Source organism: Mycobacterium sp. NPDC004974 (assembly GCF_053600815.1).
On sequence record NZ_JBSGAQ010000004.1, the window covers coordinates 117,512 to 132,326 of the forward strand.

At 67.6% G+C, this 14,815-nt stretch carries 13 protein-coding genes; 9 read left to right on the forward strand and 4 right to left on the reverse strand.

Annotation, left to right across the window (positions count from 1 at the left end):
* Position 1 precedes the first annotated feature (1 nt).
* The 7 genes from ACWEFV_RS11370 to ampC all read left to right on the forward strand — a co-directional run bounded on the left by ACWEFV_RS11370 (position 2) and on the right by ampC (position 8,646).
* Complete coding sequence (locus ACWEFV_RS11370; RefSeq protein WP_450070247.1) at positions 2-2,422, forward strand: CoA transferase; 2,421 nt, start codon at positions 2-4, stop codon at positions 2,420-2,422.
* A 67-nt stretch (positions 2,423-2,489) separates the two neighbouring features.
* The gene (locus tag ACWEFV_RS11375; RefSeq protein WP_450070248.1) at positions 2,490-3,410 is read left to right on the forward strand and encodes a LysR family transcriptional regulator; all 921 of its coding nucleotides are present in this window, start codon (positions 2,490-2,492) and stop codon (positions 3,408-3,410) included.
* A 19-nt stretch (positions 3,411-3,429) separates the two neighbouring features.
* Positions 3,430-3,975 (forward strand): M15 family metallopeptidase, encoded by a 546-nt coding sequence (locus ACWEFV_RS11380; RefSeq protein ID WP_450070504.1) that lies wholly within the window; start codon positions 3,430-3,432, stop codon positions 3,973-3,975.
* 92 nt (positions 3,976-4,067) lie between these two features.
* Positions 4,068-4,916 carry an SDR family oxidoreductase gene (locus ACWEFV_RS11385; RefSeq protein ID WP_135453260.1) on the forward strand — a complete coding sequence of 283 codons (849 nt, stop codon included), beginning with the start codon at positions 4,068-4,070 and terminating at the stop codon, positions 4,914-4,916.
* Positions 4,917-5,020: 104 nt separating this feature from the next.
* Positions 5,021-6,565, forward strand: a complete 1,545-nt coding sequence (locus ACWEFV_RS11390) for a DUF222 domain-containing protein (protein WP_450070249.1) — start codon at positions 5,021-5,023, stop codon at positions 6,563-6,565.
* Between the two features lie 63 nt (positions 6,566-6,628).
* Positions 6,629-7,432 (forward strand): class I SAM-dependent methyltransferase, encoded by an 804-nt coding sequence (locus tag ACWEFV_RS11395; RefSeq protein WP_450070250.1) that lies wholly within the window; start codon positions 6,629-6,631, stop codon positions 7,430-7,432.
* Positions 7,433-7,521: 89 nt separating this feature from the next.
* Positions 7,522-8,646: a class C beta-lactamase gene (gene ampC, locus ACWEFV_RS11400; RefSeq protein ID WP_450070505.1), complete on the forward strand. Its 1,125-nt coding sequence runs from the start codon at positions 7,522-7,524 to the stop codon at positions 8,644-8,646.
* A gap of 4 nt (positions 8,647-8,650) precedes the next feature.
* Here ampC and ACWEFV_RS11405 read toward each other — a convergent pair whose 3' ends face one another.
* From ACWEFV_RS11405 to ACWEFV_RS11420, 4 genes are read right to left on the reverse strand one after another with little or no spacing between them, the layout of a single operon-like run.
* The gene (locus tag ACWEFV_RS11405) at positions 8,651-9,496 is read right to left on the reverse strand and encodes an enoyl-CoA hydratase/isomerase family protein (RefSeq protein WP_450070251.1); all 846 of its coding nucleotides are present in this window, start codon (positions 9,494-9,496) and stop codon (positions 8,651-8,653) included.
* On the reverse strand, positions 9,496-10,086 hold the full coding sequence (locus tag ACWEFV_RS11410; RefSeq protein WP_450070252.1) for a TetR/AcrR family transcriptional regulator: 591 nt from the start codon (positions 10,084-10,086) through the stop codon (positions 9,496-9,498). The genes ACWEFV_RS11405 and ACWEFV_RS11410 overlap by 1 nt, the downstream gene beginning before the upstream one ends.
* Before the next feature lie 42 nt (positions 10,087-10,128).
* Positions 10,129-11,646 (reverse strand): DUF7782 domain-containing protein, encoded by a 1,518-nt coding sequence (locus tag ACWEFV_RS11415; protein WP_450070253.1) that lies wholly within the window; start codon positions 11,644-11,646, stop codon positions 10,129-10,131.
* Positions 11,643-12,419, reverse strand: a complete 777-nt coding sequence (locus tag ACWEFV_RS11420; RefSeq protein ID WP_450070254.1) for an SOS response-associated peptidase — start codon at positions 12,417-12,419, stop codon at positions 11,643-11,645. The genes ACWEFV_RS11415 and ACWEFV_RS11420 overlap by 4 nt, the downstream gene beginning before the upstream one ends.
* Before the next feature lie 45 nt (positions 12,420-12,464).
* Here ACWEFV_RS11420 and aroA point away from each other — a divergent pair, with 45 nt between their 5' ends.
* Positions 12,465-13,796: a 3-phosphoshikimate 1-carboxyvinyltransferase gene (gene aroA / locus ACWEFV_RS11425; RefSeq protein ID WP_450070255.1), complete on the forward strand. Its 1,332-nt coding sequence runs from the start codon at positions 12,465-12,467 to the stop codon at positions 13,794-13,796.
* A gap of 6 nt (positions 13,797-13,802) precedes the next feature.
* On the forward strand, positions 13,803-14,783 hold the full coding sequence (gene rsgA / locus ACWEFV_RS11430) for a ribosome small subunit-dependent GTPase A (protein WP_135453252.1): 981 nt from the start codon (positions 13,803-13,805) through the stop codon (positions 14,781-14,783).
* Positions 14,784-14,815: the final 32 nt, after the last annotated feature.

A 14,815-nucleotide genomic window follows, 5' to 3' on the forward strand; every position in this document is an offset into this window, starting at 1 on the left:
GATGGCCGACCCGGACGGCTACGACCCGCCATTGGCCGGAGTTCGCATCCTCGACCTGTCGCGCGGACCGATGACGGCGGTGGGACGCCTGCTGGCCGACCTCGGTGCCGCGGTGACCGAGGTGCACCTGCACGGTGTCACCGAAGAACCCGTCGGGCCCATCGCCGAGGGCGCCGGAGTCGATCCCGACTCGGTTGGCATCGCGATCAACCGACACGGGGTGGACACCGTCGTCATCGATCCCTCGATCCCCGATGACCAACGCCGATGGATTCAACTGCTGGCCGGGGCGGACATCCTGATCGAGGGCACCCGCCCCGGGTCGGATGCCGAAAGTGCCTTGGCGGCACGCAACATTCACACTGAACACCCGGGCCTGGTGGTCCTGTCCATCAGCGATTTCGGCCGTGACACCAGCTACCACGACTGGCAGGCCACCACCCCGGTGCTGCACGCACTGACCAGTGAGCTGTCCCGGTCAGGCATCCCGGGACGCGAGCCCCTCGTGCCGCCTGCCGCGCAACTGCCCTATCACGTGGCGGCGGCGCAGGCCGCGGTGATGACCATCAGCGTGTACCTGGACCGATTGCGTACCGGTGAAGGCGATTTCATCGATTTCTCGATCCTCGACGGCGCCATGCAGACACTCGACCCGCCGTACGGGACGGCAGGCACGGCCTCGGCCGGGGTCGCATTGAGCGCGCAACAACGTGACTGGAACGCCGAACGGCTGCGGTACCCGATCATCGCGTGCAAGGACGGGCACGTGCGGATCTGTCTGCTGGCAAAACGCCAGTGGCACGGCATGTTCGAGTGGATGGGCCGCCCTGTTCAGTTCGCCGATCCGTCGTTCGACCGGCTGCGGGTGCGGTTCAGCTCACCGGAACTGATGTCGGCGATCGGGCGATTTTGCGCCGGGCAGACTCGGGCCGAGCTGGAGGTCGCCGGCCAGCGGCACGGGGTGCCGACGGCGGCGGTGCTGACCCTGGCCGAAACCCTCGGCACCGAACAGGTCAAGAGCCGCGGGTACTTCCACGAGGTCGATCTGTCCCCCGGAATGTCGGCGCCGGTGCCGGCAGGTGTCGTCGAGATCGACGGGCACCGGGCCAACACGGTGAACGTGTCCGAGCCCGCGGGGGCCGGCCACCCGCGCCGCCTTGATGTCGCGCCGCTGCTCGCCGGTCGCCGGCGCCGCGACGAGGGCCTGCCGCTGGAGGGGGTGCGCGTACTGGATCTCGGCGTGATCGTCGTCGGATCCGACACCGGACGACTGTTCGGCGACCTCGGCGCCGACGTCATCAAGATCGAGAACTCGGCCTTCCCGGACGGACTGCGCGGCAATCTGACCTCCATGTCGCAGACCTACGCCGCCGGCCACCGCAACAAACGCTCGATCGGCATCGATCTGCGGACGCCGCAGGGCCGGGCGCTTGCGCACCGACTGGTCACCCATTCCGACGTCGTGCTGACGAACTTCAAACCGGGCGTGGCCGAGACCCTCGGAATGGACTACCGGAGCTTGCGGGAACTGAACCCGGGCATCGTGGTGGTCGACAGTTCGGCGTTCGGACCCAGCGGGCCGTGGGCGGAACGGATGGGCTACGGCCCACTGGTGCGGGCGGCCGCAGGCTTTACCGACCTGTGGGTGTACCCCGACGAACCGGAGTCGTTCTGCGACACGGTCACCGTCTACCCCGATCACGTGGCGGCCCGGATCGGTGCCCTCGGCGCGCTGACTCTGCTGCTGCGCCGCGAACGCACGGGCACCGGCGGGTCTGTCAGCGTCGCGCAATCGGAGGTGATGCTGAGCCACCTGGCCGGCGAGATCGCCGCCGACGTCCTGGTGCGGCGCGGGCACGAACCCACGGTCGAACCCGTCCACGACGCCCCCTGGGGCCTGTTTCCGGCCGCAGGCGAGGATCGCTGGCTCGCCGTGACCGTGCGCGACGACGCCGATTGGCACGCGCTGTGCGGGGTGATCGATCGTCCGGATCTCGGCGTGGATGAACAGTTGCGGACCCGCACCGGACGGGACGCCCACCGCAACCGCGTCGACGAGGCCGTGCGTGCCTGGACGTCGCAGCGCCCGGCGACCGAGGCGATGAATCTGCTGCAGGCGGCAGGTGTTCCGGCCGGCGCAGCGCTGCGCGCCGCCGAGGTCGCCGACTGGGACTACTACGTGCAGCGCCGCGCTTTCCGCGAGGAACTGCACCCCCACGCCGACGAGCCGTTCACGATGGAGAACGTGCAGATCCATTCGGATCGCATCGCTGATCCACCACTGCTACAGGCGCCACTGCTCGGCGAGCAGACCCGGGAGATCGCCGCCGAACTGCTCGGCATGGACGATGCCGACATCGACGGGCTGATCAGCGCCGGGGTGCTCGAAGTTCCACAGACCGTGCAAGCGACCGGACGCTGATCACGCATCTCGTACGATTCGGGGATCACACCCCGAATACCGCCCTCGCACAGCCGGAAATGACCGCATGGACTTCACCAGACTCTCCTACTTCGTGGCGGTCGCGGAGGAACTGCACTTCAAGCGGGCCGCCGACCGGCTGAGGATCACGCCTCCGCCGCTGAGCAAGCAGATCAAGCTGCTGGAGAAGGAGCTCGGCGGGCCGCTCTTCGAGCGCAACTACCACGAGGTCCGCCTGACGCCGCTGGGCGCCAAGCTGCTCGGTCCCGCCCGCGAGATCCTGCGCCAGGTCGATGAGTTGAAGGCCACCGCGGTACGGCTCACCGAGGGAGCCGCGACGGTCCGGGTCGGCGCAACCGCTTATGCGCCATCGGATTTCGTGGCGCAGGTCCGGACCGCCGTCGCCAACCTGGCCGTGCCGACCGAGTTCAGTGTTCCCGGGTCGGCTGCGGAGGTGACGGCCAAGCTCGTGTCCGGCCACCTCGACCTCGGGCTGATCCATCTGCCCACCTCCGACAAGCGGTTGCAATACCGCGTGGTGGCCACCTTCCAGGGCGCGGTCGCGGTGCGTTTCGACGATCCGCTGGCGACCGAGGACCTGGTGTCGATCGAGGAATTACGCGATCGCGACGTGGTGATCGACTTCGCCCGGCCCAATCCGGTCATGCTGGCCGGCCTGACCCGTGCGCTGAACGCACGCGGGGTGACGCGCATCGTGCGCACCACCAACCAGTTCGGCGGCGAACTGGAGATGGCTGCCCAGGTCTCCAACCGCCACCTCGTCGCGCTGGTGCCCTACGCACCCGAATCGCTGATCGGCAAGATCTTCTCCCCGCCGGAGTTCACGCTGGTGCCCATCGACGAGAGCACCTGGTCACCGGCCCGGATCGCCTTGGCCTGGGTGCCCGATCGGTTGAAAAACCCGGCGGAGATCGAGGCGCTGGTGGCCGAGTTGGCGTTGGTACTGGCCCGCGCGCGGGCGCAGTAATGTGTTTCCGGTGATGCCGATGATGGTGGGGGCAAGTGTGGTCTCGAGCGTCGCCGCACTGGCGGCCCTGCTCGGCACCTCCGCACCGGCACCACAGATCCGTCTGGTCGACGACACCGTCCCGATGACCCAAGGTGACGGATCACTGTCCGACGGGCAGGTCCTGACCCCTTTCGACGTGCAGAACCCGGCGATCGGCCGGCTGGATCCTCGGCTGCTGGCCGCCATCCAGAACGCCGCCAATGCCGCGGCCGCCGACGGCGTGACCATGACGATCAACTCGGGCTGGCGGTCCGCTGATTTCCAGCAGTCACTGCTCGACCAGGCGGTGCAGACCTACGGAAGCCTCGCCTCCGCACGCCAGTACGTGCAGACGCCGACCGCGTCCCGGCATGTCACCGGGGAGGCGGTCGATGTCGGCGGTCCGCAGGCCGATCGCTGGCTGATCGCCAACGGTGGGCGCTTCGGGCTGTGCCAGATCTATGCCAATGAGCTGTGGCACTTCGAACTCGTCGCCGACCCAGCGGGCAACTGTCCCCCGCTGCAGGCCGACGCCGCGGGCTGAACCGCGCCGATTTCTACCTGAGGGTTGTGGAAAACGTCGACCAACAGCCCAGGCGTAGAAACTGGCGACCTAGAGGCGCTTATCGTGTCCCTATGACTCTGTCCGGGAAGACCATGTTCATCTCCGGCGCCAGCCGCGGTATCGGCCTGGCGATCGCCAAGAAGGCCGCCGCCGACGGCGCCAACATCGCGCTGGTCGCCAAGACCGCCGAACCGCATCCCAAGCTCGAAGGCACCGTTTACACCGCGGCCAAGGAGATCGAGGAGGCCGGCGGGCAGGCCCTGCCGATCGTCGGTGACGTCCGCGACGGCGACTCGGTGGCAGCCGCGGTCGCCAAGGCCGTCGAGCAGTTCGGCGGCATCGACCTCTGCGTCAACAACGCCTCGGCGATCAATCTCGGCTCCATCGAGGAGGTGCCGCTGAAGCGCTTCGATCTGATGAACGGGATCCAGATCCGCGGCACCTATGCCGTGTCGCAGGCCTGCATTCCGCACATGAAGGGTCGCGAAAACCCGCACATCCTCACCCTCTCCCCGCCGATCCGGCTGGAATCCGAGTGGCTCAAGCCGACCGCGTACATGATGGCGAAGTTCGGAATGACGTTGTGCGCGTTGGGTATCGCCGAAGAGATGCGGGAGGCGGGCATCGCTTCGAACACACTGTGGCCGCGCACCCTGGTGGCCACCGCAGCGGTGCAGAACCTGCTCGGCGGTGACGAGGCGATGGGTCGCGCCCGCAAGCCTTCGGTGTATGCCGATGCGGCGTACACGATCTTCAACAAGCCGGCGCGGGAGTACACCGGGCAGAGCCTGCTGTGCGAGGACGTCCTACTCGACAACGGTGTCACCGATCTGTCCGTGTACGACTGTGTGCCCGGATCGGACCTCGGCGTGGACCTGTGGGTGGACACCCCCAACCCGCCGGGATACGTCCAGCCGTAACCAGAAACCGCGAGCGTCGAGCATTTGCCCGCCTGGCGAGCGACAATTCAGCGACAACCTGAAAAACATTGCCGCCGTGCAAATTCACGACTACCATCGAACATGTGTTCGAATTGCTCGATCGGCCGGCGCTCAGTGCACTCACTGACGCCGCGCTGATCGACACCCTCGAGCACCGCACCCGCGCTGAAGCCGTTGAAGCCGCCGGGCGCCTGGCCGTCATCGCCGAGATCGTGGCCCGCCACTGCGACGACGAAGACGACACGTCCGCCTACCGGGCGATCGACGGCTGGGAAACCGCGACCGCCGCCGTCAGCGCGGCCTGCAACCTCAGTCGCGGCGCCGCGTCCGCCCAGATGCGCATCGCCCAGGCATTGCACGAACGGCTCCCCAAAGTCGCCGCCGTATTCGCCCGCGGAGACATCTCGGCCAAAGTCGTCTCCACCATCACCTGGCGCACCCAGCTCGTCACCGACGACGACGCATTGGCACTGATCGACACCGCCCTGGCCGGCGCTGCCACCACCTACGGCGCGCTGACCGCGACCAAGGCCGAACAAGCCATCGACGTTTGGGTGGAGAAGTTCGACCCCGCCGCCGTGCGGAAAACCCGTATCGCCGCCCGAGAACGCGATATTCACTTCGGCGACCCCGACGATCCCAACGGCACCGTCTCCATCTGGGGACGACTCCTGGCCACCGACGCGGCCCTGATCAAAAACCTGCTCAACACCATGACCCGAGGGGTCTGCGACAACGACCCGCGCACCAGCGGGCAACGCCGCTCCGACGCACTGGGCGCCCTGGGCGCCGGAGCCGACCACCTCACCTGCCAATGCGGCGACCCCGACTGCCAAGCTACCGGCATCGACCCCCGCTCCCGTGCCGTTGTCATCCACCTCCTGGCAGAAATCCTGCCCCAGCCCGCCACAAGCGCCCAGCGCGACGACGAGGCCGAGGCATCCACCGCAAGCCCGGCGGAACCACCCCGGGACCCGCGCATCCACGGCAAACCCGACCCCGGCGACTACCCCGCCGATCGCACACCAGCCGTAACCGGGCCTCCCGCAGTCATTCTCGGCGGCGGCGTCATGCCCGCGCCGCTGCTGGCCGAACTCATCGCCACCGGTGCCAGCGTCAAACACATCACCCACCCCGATGACCTCGCCGCCCAATCGCATTACCGGCCCTCAACAAGACTGGCCACATTCGTCCGAATGCGCGACCTCGTGTGCATGTTCCCCGGCTGCGAAGTAGCAGCCCACAATTGCGACCTCGACCACACCACGCCCTGGCCCGCCGGTGCCACCCACCCCGGCAACCTCGGACCCAAATGCCGAACCCACCACCTGATCAAAACCTTTGAGACCGGCCAGAACGGCTGGACCGACATCCAGCACCCAGACGGCAGCCACACCTGGACCGCGCCGACCGGCCACACCTACCAGACCACACCCTTCAGCCAGATCCTGTTCCCCGACTGGGCCACCCGCACCCCGGCCCCATCCGCGAAGTCGGCCCCCACGGCCACCATCGACCGGCACATGAAAATGCCGGTCCGCCAACGCACGCGCCGACAAACCCGCACCCAACGCATCAACGCTGAACGCCGCCTCAACACCGAGCTCGACAAACCTCCGCCTTACTAATCGAACTCGATGGCTTCGTTGATCTGATCGAGGCGGTACCGTCGCGTCGCTAGGCTCGTCTGCATGCCTGACCCACAACTCACTGACCCGCGACCCACCAACTGGGCCGCCGGCCGCTACCAGGCCGTCGCCGAACGCATCGCCGTCATCGCCGATGAGGTCGTCTCCGCAGCCGATGGGTTGCGGCCGGTGCGTGACACCGAGCTTGTTGATCTGGCCTGCGGTACCGGAAGCGCGGCGCTGGCAGCCGCCGAAGCCGGCGCCCAGGTCACCGGCGTGGATCTCACCGCCGAGTTGATCGCCATCGCCGCCGAGCGCCCGCGTGCCGATGCGGTGCAGTGGGTGGTCGCCGACGCTGCGCACACCGGCCTGCCCGACGGCGGGTTCGGCACGGTGGTGTCGAACATGGGCATCATCTTCGTCGAGCCCACGAGCCTGGTCGCCGAGGTCACCCGACTGCTGAAACCCGGCGGGGTGTTCGCGTTCTCCACCTGGGTCCGCGATGAGGCGGGCAACCCGTTCTTCACCCCGATCGTCGAGACCCTGGGCCGGCCGCCGGCCTCGGTGTATTCGCCCGATCAGTGGGGCGACCTCGACGTCGTGCAGTCCCGGCTGGCCGCGGGGTTCGACGAGGTGCAGTTCGAAACCGGTTCACATACCTGGCAATTCGACTCGGTCGAGTCCGCGGCGGGCTTCATCGCCGACGAATCACCGATGCATGTGGACCTGCTGAGCCGGCTGGACGAGCCGATGCGGGGCCGCCTGCTCGACGCGTTCAACGCCGCGCTGAGCGCACAGGCCGACAAGGAGGGCCGGGTAGCCTTCGACGCACCCTATGCCGTGGTCACCGCGCGCCGTAAAACATGAATCACGTTGTCTGACAGATAATTCCAGAGAAGAAGGAATGCCAGTTGCGGAGCAGCACCAAAGCGGTCACGCCATTGCTCATCGTCATCATGATTCTCGGCACACTGGCCGGCCCGACTGCTGCCGGAAGTCCCGATGCGCTCGCGACCACCGTGGACCGTGCGTTCCGACCGCTCATGGCCCAGTACGACATACCGGGCATGTCCATAGCGGTGACGGCCAACGGTCAACAGCGCTACTTCAATCTCGGCGTGGCCAACAGACAGAGCGGGATGCCGGTGACCCCGCATACCCTCTTTGAGATCGGTTCGGTCAGTAAGACGTTCACCGGGACACTGGCGTCCTACGCGCAAGCACTCGGGCGAATCTCGCTGACTGATCACCCCAGCACCTACATGCCGCAGTTGACGGGCAGCGCCATCGACAAAGCCGACCTGCTCAACCTCGGCACCTTTACCGCGGGTGGATTGCCCCTGCAGTTTCCGTCGGACGTCACAGATGACGCCCAGATGCAGACCTACTTTCAGCAGTGGGAACCCGATGCCACCCCCGGGCAGCAGCGGCGATACTCCAACCCGAGCATCGGCCTGCTCGGCCACCTCACCGCACTGGCGATGAACCGTGACTTCAGCGACCTTATTGAAGGGGAGATCTTCCCGAAGCTGCAGTTGCACCACAGCTACATCCGAGTGCCGCAATCCCAGATGGCCGACTACGCCTGGGGCTACAACGCCGACAACGAGCCAATCCGGGTGAACCCAGGCGTTTTCGATGCCGAAGCCTACGGCGTCAAGTCCTCTGCGGCTGACTTGCTCCGTTTCGTCGAAACCAACATCGAGCCGAACGATCTTGAGGCACCGATGCGCGATGCTGTCCAAGGAACGCACGTCGGATATTTCAAGACAGGCGACATGATCCAAGGGCTCGGCTGGGAACAGTATTCCTACCCGGTCACCCTCGACCGGCTGCTGGCAGGCAACTCAAACACCATGGCCATGCAGCCGAATCCGGCTACTCCGCTCACGCCCCAACCCACCTCGACCCCGGCGCTGTTCAACAAAACCGGCTCTACAGATGGTTTCGGCGCCTATGTCGTGTTTGTACCCGACAAACGGATCGGCCTGGTGATGCTCGCGAACAAGAACTATCCGATCGCCGCGCGCGTCACCGCGGCCCACGCTGTCCTGCAACAGCTTTCGACCGAAAAGCCGTAGCTGTCTAGCGGGGACGTGTCTTACCGGACAACATGGTCTCGACACTGTCGGCGAAGGCCGCGGTGGTGAAGCAGGTCGGTTCGGCGAACTCTTCGAGCGTGAGCGCATCGTTCCAACTGGCGTCGGCCGCGGCGCGCAACAGGGGTTTGGCCATCGCGACCGCGTGCGGCGGCAGCGCAACGACACGCGAGCACCACGCATCTGCGGTTTCGAGCAGCTTCTCGTGAGCGACGACCTCGTGCACCAGCCCCAGCCGCTGCGCGGTTTCGGCGTCGATGTGCTCACCTTTCAGGTAGTAGGCAAGCGCGCCCTGATAGCCGAGCCGCCGGGTCAGCGCCCAGCTGGTGCCGACCTCCGGGATCAATCCGAGGCGCGCGAAGGCGGGCACGATGACGGCCTTCTCACTGGCGATGGTCAGATCGCAGGTCAGCGCCCAGGCCAGCCCGACGCCGGCCGCGGGCCCGTTGAGGGCAGCCACGAAGATGGTGTCCGAACCCGCGATGAGCCGAGCGATGCCACCGAATTCGCGTCGTATCCAGCGCCATACGTCCGCGGTTCCCTCGCCCTGATACCGACTCTCGATGGCTGCGCGCATCATGCGCAAGTCGCCGCCCGCGCTGAAGCCCGGATCGGCGCCCGTCAGCACCACGGCGCGAATGTTGTTGTCGGCGGCCAGATCTTCCAGCGCCCGGCGTAACTGCCGGACCAGCGGTGCGGACAGGACGTTCAGCCGGTCGGGTTCATCAAGAGTCACCACGGCGCGATCACCGCTGCGGTCGACGAGAATCCGTTGTGGAGCGTCCGGGTCGTCCCCGTCGGCCACCATGCTGCGATACAAGGGTTTGTCCATCACGAGACCTCCTCAACTGGTCTGGCCTGCAGTGCTTTCCATGCCGCATCGGCGAATGTCTCGACGACATCGCCGTCCATGTCGGCGGTGTCGCCGGCTACCCAGTAGCGGGCGTACTCCTGTGCGGGACCGAGCCACAGTGCGGCGGTGATACCCGGCCGCATGTCGACGAGCGCCCCGTAGGCGTGGTGCGGGCGCCACCAGTCCCGGATGGTCGCGAAGAAGTTCTGGTTGGCGACACGCAGCTCCGGGCTGTCCAGCCGATCGCCCAGCAGAAGCGCCGCCTCACCGCGGTGGGCCGCCACCCAGTTCAGATGGTTGCGGACACCGCCACGGATCCCGTCTTCGGCGGTGGCTTGTTCGCGCAGCATGGCCAGGAAACCCACCTGGTACTCGGTCATGAGCTGTGCGTAGACCGCCGCCGCCAACGCGGGTTTGTCGGGGAAGTGATGGTAGAGCGATCCGACGCTCACCTCGGCCTCGCGCCGCACCTCGTCCAGTGTCGGGGCAATGGTCCCCTCGGCCGCGAAACGACGACGCGCAACCGATATCAATCGGTCTCGCGCACCTTTGGCCCTGGACGGTGGCACGAGAAACACTCTAACAAAACCGAGGAATCCTCTAGAACCCCGTCACTCTGCCTGATAGAGGATTCCGCGACCGATCGCCGCACGCACCTCCGGCAGTGCGGCCTGCGCCAGTGCATCGGCATCCACCCCGTGATGGGCGGCGAGCAGCTGGATCAAGGTGCCCAGGGGCACCTCACCGCGGCAACCTGCCAGCAGCGCCCGCAGTACCTCGTCGACTCCGATCACCGCGGCCGGGCCGCCGGGGCGGCGCACCGCGGCGCCGACCTGCTGCCACCCGTCCGGTCCGGGAAGCGACTGTTCCTCCAGGAACACCGGCGCCGTGGAGAGCCGCGCCGCCAGCAACGCGTCGTCGGAAGTGTCGCGCAGGTAGGCCCGCCGGGCGAAGAACGCATCCACTTCCGGGCCGGTGAGCGCCTCGTCGGCCCCGGTGATCTCCTCGAGGATCTGCTCGGGTGTTGCCCCGTCACGCGGGACCCGCAACGAGATCATGCCCATCCCGATTCCGGCGATGCCCTGTTCGGCGAACCAGTCGAGCCATCGCCCGCCACGCTGCGCCTGCTGGTCGAGGTCCTCGCCGGCGTCGGCCAGCCACAGCGACACATAGCTGACCGGATCGGCCAGTTCACGCTGCACCGCCCAGGCATGCAGGCCGGTTCCGGCCAGCCAGCCAGAAACACGTTGGCGCCAGGTCTCGCCTTCTTTACCGTCGCGCACGATCCAGTTGGCCATGATGTGCGCGGTACCGCCCGGCAGCAGATGGTCGCCTACCTGTTCGATGAGGCTCTGGCACAACGCATCTCCGGCCAGACCGGAGTCCCGGTAGATGTAGTCGCGGGCACCGGAGCCCACCACGAACGGCGGATTCGACACGATCAGGTCGAAACGTTCGCCGGCCACCGGCTCGAACAGGCTGCCGTGCCGCAGATCCCACGCCATACCGTTGAGCCGCGCGGTCATCGCCGCCAGGGCCAGAGCCCGCTCGTTGGTGTCGGTTGCGACGATCTCGTCGCAGTGCGCGTTCAGATGCAGAGCCTGGATACCGCATCCGGTGCCGAGATCGAGCGCGCGGCCGGCGGGGTTGCGCGTCACCGCACGGGCCAGTGACACCGACGCCCCACCGATGCCCAGCACATGGTCGTGGCGCAACGGCCCACGCCGCACCGCAGCGTCCTGATCCGACACCACGTAGAAGTCCCGCTCGCCGTCACTGTGCGGCCGGATGTCCAGGGCCGCCCGCACCATGTCACCGTTGATCTCCAGAACGCCATTGGCGGCCAACGTCTGCAGGCTGACGGACGGGAACGCCGCCTCGACCGACGGCGGCGTCTCCTCGGTGCCCAACAGCAGAAGACGCACCATTACGCCCAGGCGCTGACGGTCGGCCGGCACGGCATGGGTGACACGCAGGGCGGGCCACCACACGCCCCGGCTCAGCGCGGCGTTGGCGTCGGCGCCCAGCAGATCGGCCACGCCGTCGGTGGTGAACCCGGCCGAGCGGAGGTCGGCACCGATCGCGTCGACGACGTCTACATCAACGCCGCCACCCCCGAAACCGCTCAAAACAACCCCATCTCTTCTTCGGGCCCCGCCGGCTCGATGAGCTCCGGGCCGTTGTTGCGGACACTGTTGACCAGTCGCGACACCTCGCGAACCGCGATCCGGTCCAGATCCCCGTGGCCGCGCAGCAGCCCCTCGTCGATCGGCGCGTCGGGATCCATCCAGCGGTCCCAGTCAGTCGCACTGATGGTCAGCGGCATCCGATCGTGGATCTCGGCGAGCGGACCGGCCGCATCGGTGGTGATGATCGTGCAACTGAGCAGGGGCGGCGCGTCCCTGGGGGCCCCTTGGGGGCGCCACGTGGTCCACAGCCCCGCCATGAACAGCAGCTCACCGTCGGCGCCGTACATGTAGTACGGCGTCTTGGCTTTCTTGTTTGCGTCCGGATTCGGCTTCCACTCGTACCAGCCGTCCATCGGGATCAGGCAGCGCTTGTTCTTGGCGGAGTTGCGGAATGCCGGTGAGCTGGTGACCTTGTCGGCGCGCGCGTTGATCAACAACGGGCCCTTGGTGTCGGGGCCGCCGCCCTCGGCGGTTTTCACCCACGGCGGGATCAGTCCCCAGCGCATCGAGCGGACGCGGCGCGTCGACTCGTCGGTGGGTTCGCTGTGCCGTTTGACCACGCTGCTGATGGTCGTGGTGGGCGCGACGTTGTAGTTCGCGCCCGCGACATCCTTGTCCCCCGAGCTCGCCGTGCTCGACGCGCTCTCGTCGATGGCCTGGATTTTCTGCGCCAGCAGCGCGGGATCGGTGGTCACCGCGAAACGTCCACACATAGTGCCCATGGTTGCAGAATCGGCGGACAAGGCAGGATGTAGTGCGTGAGCGCGCGTGAGGAACGGTGGGAGCACTGGCCGGCTCCGTCGACGACAACCCCGGTCGATGCCACGGTGACGGTGCCCGGTTCGAAGTCTCTGACCAACCGCGCGCTCGTGCTGGCCGCGCTGGCCACCGCACAGGGCCCCTCGACGGTCCGCGGCGCGCTGCGTAGCCGCGACACCGATCTGATGATCGACGCCATCCGCACCTTGGGTGTCACCGTGCAACCGGCCGAACACGACGACACCGAGTTGACGGTCAGCGGCGGTATCGCGCCGGCCACCGATGCCCGGGTCGACTGCGGACTGGCCGGCACTGTGCTGCGGTTCGTGCCGCCGGTCGCAGCGCTGAGTACCACCTCGGTGACGTTCGACGGCGATGAGCAGGCCCGGTCCCGGCCCATCGCCCCACTGCTCGACGCGCTGCGCGGTCTGGGGGTGGATGTCGATGGTGACGCGCTGCCGTTCGCGGTGCGCGGCCGTGGCGCCGTGGCCGGCGGCACGGTCGAGATCGACGCCTCGGGCTCCTCGCAGTTCGTCTCCGGGCTGTTGCTGTCCGGTGCGACGTTCGCCGACGGGCTCACCATCGTGCACACCGGCACCTCGGTGCCCTCGGCCCCGCATGTGTCGATGACGGTGGCGATGTTGCGTGACGCCGGCGTGCTGGTCGACGACTCCGTCCCCAACCGGTGGCGGGTGTCCCCCGGCCCGGTCGCCGCACGGGACTGGAGCATCGAGCCTGACCTGTCCAACTCCACGCCGTTTCTGGCCGCCGCGATCGTCACCGGCGGAACGGTGCGGATCGCCGGCTGGCCGTCGGTGAGCATCCAGCCTGCCGACACGATCCTCGACCTGCTCACGAAGGTGAATGCGACTGTTCACCAGCGTGATTCACATCTGGACGTCAGTGGGACGCAGAACGGTGACGGGTACCCCGGATTTGAGGCCGACCTGCACGATGTGGGCGAGCTGGCCCCCACCGTCGCCGCACTGGCCGCACTGGCCCGTGACGGCGCGACGTCGCAGCTGCGGGGCATCGCGCATCTGCGCGGGCACGAGACCGACCGGCTGGCGGCACTGACCACCGAGATCAACGGGCTCGGCGGCGACTGCCGCGAGACCGAGGATGGCCTGCTCATCACGGCGCGGCCGCTGCACGGCGGTACCTGGCGCTCCTATGCCGACCATCGGATGGCCACGGCCGGCGCGATCATCGGCCTGCGGGTGCCCGGTGTGGAGGTGGAGAACATCGCGACCACGGCCAAGACCCTGCCGGACTTCCCGTCGATGTGGGCGCAGATGCTGGCGGGCGACCCGCCTGTGAGGGGGAAGTAAGCCACCTTGGGAGCGCGGGATTACGACGAGTCCGATGTCCGGATCAGGCCGGGTAAAGGCTCGCGTCCGCGCACCAAGACCCGGCCGGACCACGCCGATGCCCAGTCGGCGATGGTGGTCACCGTCGACCGTGGCCGGTGGGGCTGTGCGCTCGACCGCGACCCGCATCACCGCGTGGTCGCCATGCGGGCCCGTGAACTGGGCCGCACCCCGATCGTGGTCGGCGACGACGTCGACATCGTCGGCGACCTGTCCGGGCGGCCCGACACCCTGGCCCGCATCGTGCGCCGCGGTGAGCGCCGAACAGTGTTGCGCCGCACCGCCGATGACACCGATCCGACCGAACGTGTCGTGGTCGCCAATGCCGATCAGCTGCTGATCGTGGTGGCGCTGGCCGACCCGCCCCCGCGCACCGGGTTCGTCGAACGAACACTGATCGCCGCCTACGCCGGAGGGCTGAAACCCATTCTGTGCCTGACGAAGTCGGACCTGGCCCCGCCGGAACCCTTCGCTGCACAGTTTGCCGACCTGGACCTGACCATCGTCAACGCCGGCCGAGAAGATCCCCTGGAGGCAGTCGCCCCGCTGCTGATCGATCAGGTCACGGTGTTCCTCGGCCACTCCGGGGTCGGCAAATCCACCCTGGTGAATCGTCTTGTCCCAGAGGCAGACCGGGCAACCGGCGAGGTATCCGGGGTGGGCAAGGGCAAGCACACCTCCACCCAGTCGGTGGCGCTGCCGCTCGATGGAACCGGTTGGGTGATCGATACCCCGGGGATCCGCTCGTTCGGCCTGGCCCACATCCAACCCGATGACGTGATCTTGGCGTTCTCTGACCTGGCGGAGACCATCGACGACTGTCCGCGCGGGTGCGGCCACATGGGCCCGCCCGCCGACCCGGAGTGCGCCCTGGACAATTTGTCCGGCCCGGCGGCCGGCCGCGTCGCGGCCGCTCGTCGCCTGTTGGCGGTTCTGAAGGAAGCCTGATCGCTTCTCGCGTACCGCTGGCCGGCACATCG